8 protein-coding genes and 2 pseudogenes are annotated in these 15868 nt (G+C 41.1%); 4 read left to right on the top strand and 6 right to left on the bottom strand.

Annotated features, from left to right (window positions below; all coding sequences use genetic code 11):
- Window position 1: 1 nt before the first annotated feature.
- Window positions 2-3268, bottom strand: a complete 3267-nt coding sequence (locus B4Z90_RS02635) for a SusC/RagA family TonB-linked outer membrane protein (RefSeq protein WP_112376056.1) — start codon at window positions 3266-3268, stop codon at window positions 2-4.
- Between the two features lie 662 nt (window positions 3269-3930).
- Window positions 3931-4830, bottom strand: a complete 900-nt coding sequence (locus tag B4Z90_RS02640; RefSeq protein WP_112376055.1) for an SPL family radical SAM protein — start codon at window positions 4828-4830, stop codon at window positions 3931-3933.
- 300 nt (window positions 4831-5130) lie between these two features.
- Between B4Z90_RS02640 and B4Z90_RS02645 the strand changes: the two genes are divergently transcribed.
- Window positions 5131-5997 carry a cold-shock protein gene (locus B4Z90_RS02645; RefSeq protein WP_112376054.1) on the top strand — a complete coding sequence of 289 codons (867 nt, stop codon included), beginning with the start codon at window positions 5131-5133 and terminating at the stop codon, window positions 5995-5997.
- A gap of 115 nt (window positions 5998-6112) precedes the next feature.
- On the opposite strand, the pseudogene B4Z90_RS02650 reads toward B4Z90_RS02645, so the two are convergent.
- Window positions 6113-7879 (bottom strand): annotated as a pseudogene (locus B4Z90_RS02650) (alpha-L-fucosidase).
- 6 nt (window positions 7880-7885) lie between these two features.
- Window positions 7886-9169, bottom strand: a complete 1284-nt coding sequence (locus B4Z90_RS02655; protein ID WP_112376053.1) for a Gfo/Idh/MocA family protein — start codon at window positions 9167-9169, stop codon at window positions 7886-7888.
- 348 nt (window positions 9170-9517) lie between these two features.
- On the opposite strand from B4Z90_RS02655, the gene B4Z90_RS02660 reads away from it, so the two are divergent.
- Window positions 9518-10387: a DMT family transporter gene (locus tag B4Z90_RS02660; protein WP_204991028.1), complete on the top strand. Its 870-nt coding sequence runs from the start codon at window positions 9518-9520 to the stop codon at window positions 10385-10387.
- A 173-nt stretch (window positions 10388-10560) separates the two neighbouring features.
- On the opposite strand, the pseudogene B4Z90_RS02665 reads toward B4Z90_RS02660, so the two are convergent.
- Window positions 10561-12243 (bottom strand): annotated as a pseudogene (locus B4Z90_RS02665) (FAD-binding protein); the annotation flags it as partial.
- Window positions 12244-12570: 327 nt separating this feature from the next.
- Here B4Z90_RS02665 and B4Z90_RS02675 point away from each other — a divergent pair.
- Window positions 12571-13554: an aldo/keto reductase gene (locus B4Z90_RS02675; protein ID WP_112376052.1), complete on the top strand. Its 984-nt coding sequence runs from the start codon at window positions 12571-12573 to the stop codon at window positions 13552-13554.
- Between the two features lie 95 nt (window positions 13555-13649).
- Window positions 13650-14540, top strand: a complete 891-nt coding sequence (locus B4Z90_RS02680; protein WP_204991025.1) for a cyclase family protein — start codon at window positions 13650-13652, stop codon at window positions 14538-14540.
- A gap of 284 nt (window positions 14541-14824) precedes the next feature.
- Here B4Z90_RS02680 and B4Z90_RS02685 read toward each other — a convergent pair whose 3' ends face one another.
- Complete coding sequence (locus tag B4Z90_RS02685) at window positions 14825-15811, bottom strand: Gfo/Idh/MocA family protein (protein WP_204991024.1); 987 nt, start codon at window positions 15809-15811, stop codon at window positions 14825-14827.
- Between the last annotated feature and the right edge of the window lie 57 nt (window positions 15812-15868).

Here is a 15868-nt window from a genome sequence, read left to right on the forward strand (position 1 = left end):
ATTAAAATGTTAAATCTAGACCAAATGAAAATGTTTTAGAGATTGGATATGATCTTCCGTTGACCTCTTGAGCCGACTGTTCGGGATCAATATATTTGGAACGGAGCTTAGTCGCAGTCCAAATATTTTCACCAGACACATAAATCCGCGCATTGGCCAATTTCACGCGCTTTAGCCAGGCCTGAGGAACCGTATAGCCTACGGTTAGATTTTTTAGTCGTATATAGGCCAAATCCTGTAAGTAACGATCCGATTTGACGTTCAAAGATCCACGATCATTCAAGGCAATATAGCCTCTTAACAATGGATAATAGGCATCTGTATTTTCAGGCGTCCAAATATCCTGTTCAAAATCCTTCGGCACAAACGAATAGTACGGTCTTGAGTATGGTCCCCAAAACTTATCTGCATTTGCTCCAGGCCACCAATGTTGTCGACCTATCCCCTGAAAGAAGGCCGAAATATCGAATCCTTGCCAATTTGCCCCCAAATTAAAACCAAATGTATAACGGGCTCTGTTGTTCCCAATGATCACTTGATCCCCAGGGTTCATCAATGTATTGTCTCCAGCATCAACCTTTCCATCCGGAACGCCATCCTTTCCACCAATATCAACAAATTTCAAATCTCCAGGATGAAGCTTGGACCAGTCTCCCGGTGCTGCCAATCGTTGTTTATCCACATAATCCTGGTTAACTTTCCAATTGTCGATTTCCGCCTGAGACTGAAAAAAACCATCAGCCTTATACCCCCAAATTTCGCCCAAAGTCTGGCCGACATAATAGTTACTTAGCAGCATTTCCTTATTGTCAAAACGTGTGATCTTCGCTTTAGAATCCGACAATCCCAACCCAATATTATAGCCAAAAGATTTTCCATCCAAGTCAAATTGATCACGCCAAGCCACAGAAACCTCCCAGCCTTTATTTCTTAGGTCTCCAGCGTTTGTCCGAGGCGACGCCGAACCAAAAACCGCTGGCAATGTTTTGCCCGGGATCAACATATCGAGCGTATTTCGAATAAAATAGTCAGCAGATACACTCAGTCGAGTTCTAAAAAATTCGAGATCTGTTCCGAAATTTAATGTATTCGTTCTCTCCCAGGTTAAATCAGCCGAAATTGGAGTTGGTGCACTCAGATATTGTGTTTTTGTACCATTGGTTATGTAATTGGACAATCCTGCATTCAACAATTGGATGTAACCATACTCAGCAGCTTCCTGTGCGTTACCCAACGCCCCATAGGAGACTCTAAATTTAGCTTCATTCAAAACAGGCTTCAGATTAGCCATAAACGACTCTTCCGAAATCCGCCATCCGCCCGAGAAAGAGGGAAAAAAACCATATCGCTGACTGGATGGAAATTTAGACGTTCCATCGTAGCGACCATTCACCTCCAACAGGTACTTCCCTTTATAATTGTAATTCAACCTTCCAAAATAGCCTCGTAATGCCCAGGTATTTGCATTCCCGAGTAACTGCATTTGACCAGTCCCCAGCGCAAAATCATTCAAATCCTCCGACAGCAAATTAGTATGCGTACCGCCGATTCGTTTGTATCCTGTGGTTTCCTGGTTAAAGCCTACCGTGGCGGCAAACTGATGATCTCCAAATTGCTTGCTATAATTGGCGAATAGGTTGAGTGAATGTTTTGGCCTATTGATGATCGTTTCGGTATATGTATCATTTCCCAAGTAATTGATCACACCAGGAAAAACAGACCAAGGAGCGGCCGTTCTTCTATTCCAGTTATGGATCGGATTATAAGTAAAGGTATAATTACCCGTTAAGGTCAAGTTTGGCGCCAACTGAAATACAGTCTCAAACATATTGATAAACTCATATTTATCCTCGCCACCTTTTGACTTTCCATGCAACAAATCTGCATATATACCATCGCCAATATTATAATTGTTCAGTTCCGTCCTATAGGTTGCGGTACCATCGGGATTCATGGGCACATAAGATGGTAAAGCGTGTACCGTTGTTGAAATAAAATTATTGTTATTATCTGGACTTGTCGCCCATCCTGGATAGGTGTAGTTTTGGTAATTCAGCTGGGTATTTGCACTTACCTTCAACCAAGGGGTCACCTGCGCATTTATGCGCGATCGAACATTATAAGCATCGAATTTATCTTGGTTAATTTTCATTAGCCCCCCTTTTTCATAAAGTCGCCCCGACACATAGTAATCAATTTTTTCACTACCGCCAGAGAAATTTAACGAATGTTCCATTGAGGTCTGTGTTTTTCGATACATCTCATTCCACCAATCTGTATTGCCATAATATACATATTGATCTTTTCCATTTCTATTCTGAACCACTACGGAAGGCAGACTAGGATCTGTTTTTCGTTTCAATAGTTCAGCATAGTCATCTTCTGTATATCCCGTATAACTATTACCGGTGGCACGAATAAAAGCTTCATCATTTAGTTTAGCAGCATCATAACCGCTCGTCATAAAATCTGTCCGCACCGTCAGTCCAGACCAACCAAAATTATTACTATAATTAATGTTCATTTTTCCGGCCTTTCCTTTTTTAGTTGTTACGAGCATAACACCAAATGCCCCACGAGCGCCATAAATCGCTGCCGCAGAAGCGTCTTTTAAAACCGATATCGATTCAATATCACGCGGATTGATTGTATTGATATTACCCGGAACCCCATCAATGAGAATAAGGGGTTGTGCATTAGCTGAGTTTATCGAAGCAAAACCCCGGATATTAACATTTCCTTCCCCTCCTGGCCTACCATTGGTAAATGTAATATTCAAATTTGGTATTGCTCCCTGCAAAGCTTGAGTTGCATTGGCAACTGGGCGATTTTCAAGTATCTTCGCATCAATCTGTGTAACAGCACCTGTTAAGTTTACCTTTTTTTGCTTACCATACCCGACAACAATTACTTCATCAAGGGATTGATCTGTCGAAACTAACTGAATGGTTAAAGGTATTGCCTCTACTTTTACGTGCTGTGTTTCAAAACCGATCATCGACAAGCGCAATGTATGCCCAGTTTTCCCTTCGATGACAAAAGCACCTTGTTGGTCAGTTTGCGTAGTTTTGCCAGTAGTTGAATTAAAAATTGACACACCCGAGATAGGTTCACCGGTTGCTGTTTTTACAATGCCTCGAATAGGCCCCTGAAATTTGGCGGAAATTTCAACATCCGGAATAGATGTCAGAAAGACAGGTTTGCTCTTGGCCCACGCGCCGAGAGACATCCCGATCATTACAGGAAGTAATACGTGTTTCGTTTTCATGAATTTGGTTTTGTTTTTCTTCGGTTACAAAGAAAGGTTATTTAATATTTGTAAATTATTAACAAAGCATTACTAAACAATTAAACGACAATTGGTTAAATCAATATTAAGATAATACAATTTTAACACGAAACAGAATGTCTTTTTTAATTTTTTAATAAAACAAAGAACCAATCAGTTTGACATAATGAATCAAAACACTATCAATCAACATGTTAAATAATATTAAACAAATAATATTCACAAAAACCTTATACGAAATAAAATGTAACATATTTGAAACAATACAATACAAAAAACAACAAAGCGAGGGATCACTTATTTCACAAAACACTTAAACAATTAGGTTAATTATTTTCTTCGTTTTAACGTAAAACTTCGTCATAAAAAATCCTTTATCCAATACATCTGTTTTCTATCGGTTTTAGTCAGGGCGAAAACATACAATTAAAAGCTAAAATTCAAACAGTTAGCATACCTAAAAACCTGTATTTACTACGGAATAAGATTGCTTATTAAAAAGATTAGAATCAAGACCGTCACATTCAACTTAAATGGCCTATCAATAAGGAAAAAATGCAAATGGCTCAACTTAACACACATCACAGAGAAGGAGAAAAAGCTACTTTGGTATTGATCAACCGCCAAAAATACCCAGGAATTTATAAGGGATCATTATTCGTCTGCCGGTCCCTAAGTCCATATTGCAGACATAGTCCCTTAACCTTTTCCGCAAATGCCTGTCGATAATAGCTAGGAAGTTTGCCGTCCGCACCAAACAATCGTTGATATTTTTCCACGAGTTGTGGATAGTGTTTTTCAACCGCACGCATAACCAACGTCCGATTGTCACCAGGATCAGAACCATACAAGGCCAAGGTTGCTGGAAAAATATAATTTGCATCAATGGATCGAAAAGTCCCAAACATCTGATCAAGATGAGTTCCGGTATCCGAAATAAAGGGCAACAAAGGCATTAAACTTACGCCACTACACAATCCCATCTTACGTGCTTCACTCAATGTATCCAAACGAAGCTCAGGCGATGGTGCACCTGGTTCAAATATGCTGGCAATTTCCATATCGATGGTTGAAAAGGAAAAAGTAATAAAAGCGCGATGTGTCAATTTACCCTGCAGATCCAATGGAAGTATCGCTTCAGCATCGATCTGCTTCAACAAATCAAAATCCCGACTTACTAGATCCGATTTGGTGATAATATGCACTGGAAAACGATAATGTAGTATAATTTCCAATAATTGCCGCGTCAGTAGCTCGGTTTGCTCAAATTGCAAATAAGGATCCGTTGCAGACGACAATACAATTATTCCATATTGTTTTTTACGGGCACGAAGCGCTAGGGCTCGGTCCAACAAATCCACCGCATTGCGCTTTACACTTAGCTTTTCGGCCATATTAATACCATATTTACTACCTCTGATATAACAATATAAACAATTGAACGAGCATCCGCTATAAGAGTTAACGGTGTAATCGTCAAGAAACCAAGGATCTCTTTGTTTTGTTTTATTGAGAATAGATTTGACAATTACAGACTGCATAGGATACGTTATATTATTGAACGATTTTATAGAACAGATTTCAACAGACTAAGTTAGCTCAAAATTACGCCTAGGCGACAAAAAATGCTATGAAATTATTCTCTCAATCGATTTTTCAAAACGCCCTTTGACTCCTGTCCAATTCCGTCCCACTAATTTGATTGTCGCTTTCTATTGAAATTACGAACATTTTGGCTGTTTAGAAAGCGTTCTTAACCATGTAGACTAAGAATCCATCGGATCCGTTAAAAGTCTTTCACGGCAAATAATTACAAATATTTCATTTTCAATGCATAATAAATGCATTTATTCATTACCTTTATGCTATTGAAACAAAACTCAACTCCAGCCATGTTTATCGGCGCTGTCAAATGGTTCGACAATAACAAAGGATTTGGTACTCTTGCGTTACCTTCCGGAGAAGAACTCTTTGTGCATATACGCAGGTTTAAAGTTCCTCCAGAACATGTTATTCAACCTGGAGAAGTTATTGTCGGAGACAAGAAACCTGACCCAAAAAGAAGCGGTTATCTCGCTCATAACTGCAGGATTCTCAAAAGGCCCGAAGACTGGAAATTCGTCATCTCGCTCCTCGACAAAGAACACACCGTGCTCCTCCCCGATAGCCACGGTCGAGAACAAAAGCACAACTTAACCTCATTAACAGCAAGACAACTTCTAAGAATCCAGCCCAAAGAACATATATTGGCTATGCTTACCGCTAATTTTGATGTTCATTTCGATAGCTCGATTTTCATTCCTTATGCTGAATTGATAGACAAAAGCATTACCGGTGTTTTTGAGAAGGAGGCAGCTTGCGATCTACTTTCCAAGGTGTTCGAATACTTTGGAAAACATGTCTCGCATCAAATTCTATTTCGTGTCTGGAAGGAAAGCATGTTTAGGTATATCGGCTATCCGGCAGAAGGCGACTACGAAATACCTGAACTTGTATTTAATCTGAATGCCACGGAAATCGATTGTGATGATCTTGCGAGAATCATCACGTATAGCTTTGGCAAATCTTTTTGCAGTGATTTTGTAAATGCTTTATTTGAAGACATAGAAACAATGGACAAAAAAGATATCGAACCTTTGTTACCGTATCTTGAGTTTTTGGAGAATGAGGATTCTATTGAGAAAATACAGACTCTTATGCAAGACTAGCTGAATCGAATGCCTGCCTAAAAATCCCTGTTTGATTTTTTTGGGAATATCATCAATTAAGGCAGAAAGCACAGAAATTGATGATTGAAAAACCTGTAGAATAGACAGCAACAGCCTATTCTACAGGTTTAAATCGAAGTGCACTGAGACTGACCTTGTCACCATCACCTTCAAGAAATGAAACAGTAACGCTGTATCTTCCTGCGGCTTTAAATTTCATCCATCCCCATGGGTACCAATTATACACTGAAGCAGCGGCTTGTTGATTCTGCACGATCTCTCCAGCCGAGTTTTCGATCTTCCACACCACTCTCCCCTGCCCTGTATAATTTAGATCAACTTGATAATAGCCTGGCTTAACAATGTCTATAGCATACGTTAGTTTACTTTGATCATTCCATTGCCCTACTTGAACGACATGTTTCCATTCACCGAATTTCTCCATCCAGGATTTCCCGGTTTTATGGCATCCTTCAACTTCGGCAAAGTCTACAGGAAGAATTGTCTCCATCGCCGGATCGACACCCAACATTTTATCAATAAGAGGTGTCCCCTGCATAACGACCTCAATCACAGAAACCAGTGGATCTGGAGCTACCGATGGGATATTGATCTCCAACCATTTTCCATCGGTCGTATAATTTAACTTTTTCTTCCCATCTGCGTTTAAAAGATTGATCGACGTTATCCCCTTTGTTAGGCCCGGAACAAACAACTTTCCATTAGTTGGCCAGTGATAGACCAATAATGAAATTTTACGTCCTTGTACAGTAGCATCCCCCCAAGGCAAAGCGTGCCCCCAAGGTGAAGCTTGCGCACCATAAACGGCCGCTGGATACTTTCGGATCCACGCACCAGCACCACGCAAAGCTAAGCTCGCTGGCTCAGGAATAGTCCCATCTGGTTTAGGCCCAACATTTAACATGTAAGTCCCGCCCCGGCTAATAGTCGACAATGTACGAGACAAGATTTCACGGGCACTCTTCCAATTATTGTCGTACCAAGCATACCCCCAAGAGTCATTGGTTACATCGACTGCCTCCCAAAGACCTGGAACATTCTGCCGTGGTACTTCCATATCCCCCAAAGTAGAATAATCACCAAGTCCGTGTCCAACACGTCCCGACACGTAAGCCCCAGGTTGATTTTTATGAACCAATTCGACAAGTTTTTGGGCGTATTTCTTATCCATCCCACCAGGCGTATCGAACCAGACCAATTCTATCGGCCCATACTGCGTCGTAATCTGGTTCACCTCAGGATAGCATTTCTCCCAAAAATAATCGTCAAATGTTTTCGAATGACCGGCTGCGTCCACCTTGGGACCTCCATTTCCGCCGGGATAAGTCCAATCCTGATTTTGCGAATAATAGAAGCCAAAACCGATCCCCGCTTCCTTACAGGCTTTCGCGAGCTCAATCATCGGATCACGTTTAAAATCGGTCGCCTCAACAATATTAAACGAATTCACTTTCTAATGAAACATCGAAAATCCATCGTGATGTTTGCTCGTAATCACGATATAGCGCATCCCCGCATCTTTTGCAAGCTGTACGATCGCCTTAGCGTCAAAATGATCTGGATGAAATGACGCCGCCGCGGCCATGTAGTCAGCGACGGGGATATTGGCCATGCTCTTGTTCATGAGCCATTCCCATATGCCATAAAACGTTTTCCCCTTCCAGGTATTTGCCAGCTGCGAATAGATTCCCCAATGGATAAACATCGCATATTTGCCGTCACGGAACAGTTTCCCTCTATTTTGGGAAATGGAATTTTTTCCTCCTTGACCATCCCACATTTTTTCCATCTGTTGCGCCGAAACTTGCTTTGCAGACAATGTCGCCAGAGCGAGACCCAATACGATACCTTTCATACCCATATTTCCTTACACTTTAGGCAGATTATAGCCATTATGATAAACTTTCACTAAGTACCCGTCCGCATCTTTATCATTGAAACTGCGCTTTTGTTTGTCCCAAAACAATTTCTTTTTAGAACGGTATGCAATATTTCCCATCTGTGAGAATATCGCAATATGAGCCCCCGCTTCTATCGGAGCATGAAGACCTTCTACTGATTTCTTTCTAACAGCTTCAACGAAATTAACCATATGCTTGTCCAGTCCATTGTCCTGCGAACGTTGGAAAGAGACAGCGTCCATTCGTCCTTTCTCGGGAATAACTTCCCAGCCTTCACGATTAACGACCAAGGTACCATTATTACCAATGAAAGCAACGCCGTGAGTCTTCTGATAAGGGCCCAAATCTATACCTGTCGCCTGTTCCCATTGAACATTAAATCCATCAAACTCATACACCGTTGTTAGACTATCTGGTGTTTCAGCGGCGTCGTCGGGATAAGCAAATTTACCACCAGCAGCCATTACCAAAACAGGATCTGACACTTTCATTCCGATCAGCGCATAATCCAACATATGTACACCCCAATCGGTCATTAGGCCACCCGCATAATCCCAATACCACCTGAAATTGAAGTGAAAACGATTGGGATTAAATGCACGTTTTGGGGCTGGCCCCAACCATTTATCATAATGTACTCCAGTAGGAACATTAGCGTCTGCCTGAACCGGAATACTCTTCATCCAACCTTGATAAGCCCAAGCCTTAACAAGGCGTATCTTCCCCAATTTTCCGCTATGAACAAAATCCATCGCATCTCTAAAATGTTGTTGGCTTCGTTGCCACTGCCCTACCTGTACAACACGTTTATACTTTTTAGCAGCTGCAACCATAATTTCACATTCCCGAATGGAGTTGCCAATTGGTTTTTCGACATATACATCTTTTCCTGCCGCAACAGCATCAACCATTTGCATGCAATGCCAATGATCGGGCGTAGCGACAATAACAACATCAACGTCATTTGCTTTCAGAAGATCTTTATAATCGATGTAAGTCTTCACATCAATATTGCGTTTCTTTAGTTCCTCAGCGCGATTCTTCAAAACATTTTCATCGACATCACATAATGCCGTACACTGCACGCCTGGTACTTTCAAGATAGCCTTCAGATTAGACCAACCCATACCGTTGGTACCGATCAGCCCCACACGGACCGTATCAGCTTGAAAACCGAATACTTTCGTCTGTGCAAAAAGTGCCGATGCAGCCAACAGACTCGTATTTCGAATAAATTCTTTCCTCTTCATTGTTTAGTTTGGTTTATATTGATATTGCATATTCAATACTAGGAAGACGATTATCTTGGGCATCCCCCTAGTGAGATCACTAATATAAGATTTAGTCTTTAGGATGAAGAATATTAATCCAACAAAATGGCTGAAATAAAGGACTTTGAATACCGTAGATAATTTCTATATTTGTTAAAAACTAGCATAAAACCATGGACTGAAGAACTTGTCTTTCTCCACCAGCAAAATAACATAGCGCAATGTCAAACGAATAATGACATCTGATCAGGAGCAAATTCGGATGATACAAGGATTGACTATTTATTTAGCTTTTAAATTTCCCTTTATGGGAAAGACATTTTTCTTATGAAAAAATCATATTTAGTACTTCATACCGCGGTACTGCTCGCAGGCTTCACCGGAGTTTTCGGCAAACTCATTACCCTCAATCAGATACCACTCGTGTGGTTTAGGGTTTTACTTTCAACACTCATTCTTTTCGTTGTCCTCAAATTATTCAAGATTGAGCGATTAAAATCGACAAAAGATATACTGAATATTGCAAGAGGTGGATTATTGCTCACCATCCATTGGATATTTTTCTATGGAAGTATCAAGTTTTCCAATATTTCCATTGGCGTAGTGTGCTATTGCCTGACCAGTTTTTTCACAGCCATTCTAGAACCTATCATCAATAAAAAAAGATTTAGTGCGGCGCAGCTGATGTTAAGCATGTTGACCTTGATCGGAATCAGTTTAATCTTTCATTTTGATAGCTCTTATCAAGTGGGCATTATTTTGGGTGTAATTTCAACTATTTTCGCGGCCCTATACACCATCTACAATGAGCGATTGGTCAAACAATATGATAGTAAATTACTCAACTATTATCAAATGCTTAGTGGCACCATTGTATTGGGACTTGGACTGCCTATTTTCTATTATTTATTTCCCACCGAACGTTTTATACCAAGCTTTTCTGATGGGATCTATTTAATCTTGCTGTCTTTATTTTGTACGGTTGGTCTTTATGTTCTTTTTGCCGAATCGCTCAAGAAGCTATCTGCATTTACGGTCAATTTGAGTTTCAATCTTGAGCCCATCTATTCGATTATCATTGCTTTTTTATTCTTCAACGAAGGCAAACAAGTCAATGCTTCCTTTTATGTGGGGCTCGCTTTTGTACTCGTTTCTGTTCTTCTTCAAACGCTGCGCTCTATCCAGAAAAAAACTTAATAATTTCTTACTCTGATCTGAATAGGCAAACATCGCATTGATTGCCTACTAGAAATGTTGTTTTAACGTTAAATGTAACCACCGATGGCCTGGGCCGACGCTATCCGGCAACAACATCGGATGGAAAAGCTGGCATTATAAAGAAAAGGATCGACTTTCATAAACATTTTTTAGGTAAATGCTGCCTTTGGCAAACGCGCAATATGTTGTCCGGCTTTCATGCCTGAGAATATACAACCGCCCAAGAAAGTACCTTCTAACGCTCGATAACCATGCATGCCGCCACCACCAAATCCAGCCACCTCGCCTGCTGCATACAAACCCGCTATCACCTTGTTATCCTTTGTTAGTACTTGCGAATGGAGATTCGTTTTGAGACCGCCTAAGGTTTTACGCGTCAACACATGGAGACGTACCGCAATGAGCGGTCCATTTTCCGGCGCCAGGATTTTATGGAGGGCTGCCACCCGACCTAATTTATCACCAAGGTAGTTTCGTGTATTTCGAATGTAATTTACTTGCGTATCCTTTGAAAACTTATTATCGACCTCCCGGTCACGCGCTTCAATTTGCGTTTTAATCGTTTCATAATCCAAAAGATCTTCGCCTGTCAAACGATTCATACGAGCGACCAAATCCTTTAGATTGTCCGAAACAATAAAATCAGGTCCCTTTTCCTTAAAAGCCTCAACTGGTCCAGGTGCATTTTTCCCAAAAATGCGTTTCAAAAATAACCTATAATCCTTGTTGGTGATATCCGGATTCTGTTCTGAACCTGAAAGAGCAAACTCCTTTTTGATAATCTTCTGTGTCAGGATAAACCAGGAATAAGAAAAGCCTGTCTCTTGCAGGTGCCTGAGTGTACCCAAGGTATCAAATCCAGGTAAATAAGGAGCTGGAAGCCTATTACCGCGGGCATCAAACCACAATGAAGACGGCCCAGATAAAATACGGATGCCGTGCATAGGCCATATTGGATTCCAATTTTCAATCCCTTCCGTATAATGCCACATGCGATCGCGGTTTATCATATGAGCCCCAACCTCTTCGGCAATTCCAATCATTTTTCCATCGACATAGGCGGGAACACCTGAAATCATTTGCACTGGTGCTTTCCCTAATCGTTCAGGCCAATTTTCGCGTACCAATTGATGATTTGCTCCAATCCCTCCCGAAGCAATAACGACCTGATCTGCATAATATTCAAACGCTGCAAGAATATTTCTGTTGGTAGCAACACCCCTTGCTTTGTTATCATCTTCCAAAACATCGCCCGCAATTCCGAAGACCGCGCCATCTTGCGTTAGCAATTTTGTCACGCGATGTCGAAAGCAAAACCGCAGCAGACCTTTTTCCTGCGCAGCAAAAGCTTTATCCACAAAAGGTTTCACAACGCCAGTTCCAGTCCCCCAACTAACATGAAATCTAGGAACGGAATTACCATGCCCCGAGGCCGATCCGTCACCGCGCTCAGCCCAACCGACCATAAACATCAGCTTAATACCGAGCTGAGCGACGTAAGCAGCCTTCTCTTCCGTCGCAAATTTCAGGTAGGCCTCTGCCCATTGTCGCGGCCAATAATCCTCCTCGCGGTCAAATCCTGCAGTTCCCATCCAGTCCTGCCGAGCCAGTTCAAAAGAATCCTTGATGCCCATACGACGTTGTTGAGATGAATTGACAAGAAAAAGCCCCCAAAGGACCAATAGGCCTGACCACCAAGATTTTCAGCTGTCTCCTGATCTACAAGAAGCACTTTCTTACCAGCATTGGTAACCTCCATTGCTGCTGTAAGCCCTGCTAAACCCGCTCCGATAATAATCACATCAGGTTTAAATTGTTCAACTGTTTGCATAGATATTCTTTTACTGAACGGTTATCCCAATAAAAATGTAAGTACTAACAAGACCTACCACACTATATAAATCTACTAGTTTGTGTAGGAATGTACAAGAAAAAGTTAACAGAAATCTGCTGGCGCTTTTCAAAAAAAGACGCTAGTGTTATATTACAAAAATAATAGAATAACCTAATTTAAATTATTTTAATAATAAAAAATAGCGTTATAACTTTGTGCCATCAATCATTCTGATAATAGTAAGCATCCTTTCGAACAGATTTATTTAGTAAAAAAAGGTGCATCAGAACGACAAATAAAATTTAACAAGAGACATAAAAAATAAAAAATGGAATACAGAAAATTAGGAAAAACAGATTTAGAATTATCAGCAATTACGTACGGAGCTTTTGCAATTGGCGGCAACATGTGGGGCGGCAATGAAAAGAAAGATTCTATTGATTCTGTGAAAGCATCGATCGACAACGGTGTCACTACATTAGATACAGCCCCGTTTTATGGCTTTGGTTTGAGTGAAGAAATGATCGGTGCGGCAATTCAAGGTTATGATCGGACCAAAATACAGGTATTGACCAAATTTGGTTTGGTATGGGACGGTAGTAACCAAGGAAAAGGTGAATTTTTCTTTGACGCAGAAGAAGCTGGTAAAACTATTCCAGTTTATAAATATGCATCAAAAGCTAGTGTAATTCAGGAAGTAGAGAATAGCCTAAAACGTTTACGCACCGACTATATCGATCTACTACAGATTCACTGGCCAGATAGTACGACTCCGATTTCCGAAACGATGGAAGCCTTGGATCTTCTTTTACAACAAGGTAAGATCCGTGCTGCCGGCGTCAGCAATTATAGCGTTTATCAAGTTTCAGAAGCACGAAAAACCCTCAAAATAGCGAGTAATCAAGTTGGTTACAGCATGCTGAACCGAGGTATCGAACAGGACCTTGTTCCTTACGCAAAGGAAAATGATCTAGGTATCATTGTATATAGCCCTATGGAGCGTGGTTTGTTAACCGGTAAATATTTCAATACGGGTAAATTAAAAGAAAACGATCACCGCAATGGTTATTTCCAACAATTTGATCTGGCCAAGGTAAAGACCTTCTTGGATACCATCAGTCCAATTGCCGCAAACAAAGGTGTCACGCTTTCCCAATTGGTATTACGCTGGACTAGTTTGCAGCCGGCGATCACTGTGGTCTTGGCAGGTGCCCGAAATGCAGAGCAGGCCATCGCAAATGCGCAGGCCATCGACATCACGCTTACCGCAGAAGAACTATCCTTTATCAATCTTGCATTAGCAAAAATTTAATATTCAACGATGAAAAAATTCAATCAGTTGACAGTACTCCTCATGGGGTACTGTCACTCACAGCATTGCAAAGCAATGCGCAAAATAAAACACTGTTGGTAGACCCAACAGATAGTACATGGCATCATGCTGCTTATGGTAAGAACGACGAGATCGGAGCTGCCAATTTAATATCACCAGAATTGGTGCTACAGTCATTAAAACTTGTCAAAAAGGGAAAAACTGTCCCTCTTGCTGTCCCTGTAAACAAACAGCTTCCAGCTTTCCGCCACCGTAGTTTTAACTTGTATAATATACAACCCGGAGAACAGGCTGGTGCAACACTTGGTCCCAATAAATTCACTTTCAACGACGAATTGGTAAATGCCTGGACCTGTGTCGGCACCCAATTGAACGGTATTGGACATATCGGAATCAACAATATCTACTACAATGGCAACAAAGCGCAGGATTTTGTTACGGTAGAAGGCGTTAAAAAACTTGGAATAGAAAAAGTCCCACCACTGGTAACCCGTGCTATTGTCTTGGATATGACAGCCTATTATGGAAAAGATATCGTTCCCGGTGGTACAGAATTTACCGTTGAAGCCATTCAATCGGTATTAAAAAAACAAGGGATCACGATCAAAAAAGGTGACATCGTCTTATTCAACACAGGTTGGTTAGAATTGATCGGCAACAACAACCAACAGTTCCTGGAAACTGAACCCGGTATCGGCATGGATGCAGCAAAATGGCTAGCAGATCAAGGTATCGTTGCTTTTGGTGGTGACACGTGGGCATCTGAAGTATATCCAAACCCCAATACCAACGAGGAATTTCCAATCAATCAGTTTTTATTGGCCAAACGTGGCATATACAATCTTGAATTAATCGACACACGCCCCTTGGTAAAAGAAGAAGTCTGGGAATTTCTATTTGTCCTTGGACAGCCCTTATATGTAGGATCCACACAGGTCAATGTCAATCCAGTAGCGATCTATTAATTGCTTTTAAGATCAGTTCGGTGCACCTCTTTATGGCACCAACTTAGAACTCATTGCTCCAATGGGTCCATTCAAAAGAAAGAATACTTAATAAAACCTTCATAACTTCGCAGACACCAACAGTAATGAAAGCAAACTGAAGGTTCTTTGTGGCCAATAAGATCAGACACTGTCAGAAAAATTAAGCCTATTTGGAAGACCAAAATCATACCTATCTTCCAAATAGGCTTTCCATTATACCTGCTTCATCCTTAAAGACTAGAGCTTATCAGCAAAGCAAAATATTATTGCCTTATTGTCGAAAAGTTATCGATGATCTGCATCAGGACCAAGGCTTCCTCAATCGGAGATGGATTTGGCCCGATGCCGCTGAAATACTCTACCGCACGCGAAATCATCGGCAATTGAATATTTTCGGGATGGTCAAATCTGAATTCCTGCTCTCCATCCCCTGTTTCGATAACAACTGAATTTCCAAAAATGGAAAAACAAATACGACCAAGGCTTCCAACAATTTCACAACGGTCTACCTGATTTTCTTTGGCAACATTAAAACACCAACTTCCATGAAAAACAAGCTGATTATTAAATAAAATGGTCCCTGTGGTTTGATCGGCAACAGCACTGTCCCTATCCTGAATTAAGCTAAAACCATCGTATGAAATCGGCATTCCAAAAAAGTAAAGCATCAAATCCAATTGATGAGGGGCTAAATCAAAAAAGTAGCCGCCGCCCGAAACAGCAGGATCAGTACGCCAATCTCCGCCACTTTTAGTTACCAGGTCGGGCGTTCTGCTTTGCCATAAACGGAGTTGCACCGTCCTTAGCTGGCCAATTTCACCGTTTTCAACAAGCTCTTTAACCTTTAGAAACAAAGGCAATTGTCTACGGTAATGCGCAACAACCAATTTCCCGTTACTGCTTTTTACTTCCGCCAATAATGATTCAGCCTCTATCGCATTTAACGTAACGGGCTTTTCAACGTAAACAGATTTCCCTTTACGCAGGGCAGATAGTGCATACGCGAGATGAGAGGACGGTGGCGTTGCGACATAAATCGCATTGAGATCGATATTATCAAGTAAATCGTCAGCGTCTGAATACCATAGGGGTACCTGATGTCGCTTAGCATAATCAGCAGCTTTCGCCGCATCCCTTCGCATGACAGCCATTAGCTGACTATTATTTATCCGATTAAACGCAGGTCCACTTTTTTTTTCTGTGACATCACCACAGCCGATGATACCCCATACTATTTTAGGATTGTCCATAAGTATATTCAAATTATCACTAAAATTCTAACCAATCCTCCCTATATCTGGCCGTAA

Origin of the sequence: Sphingobacterium sp. UBA5639, assembly GCF_002421245.1 — a bacterium.
Taxonomy (GTDB): domain Bacteria; phylum Bacteroidota; class Bacteroidia; order Sphingobacteriales; family Sphingobacteriaceae; genus Sphingobacterium; species Sphingobacterium multivorum.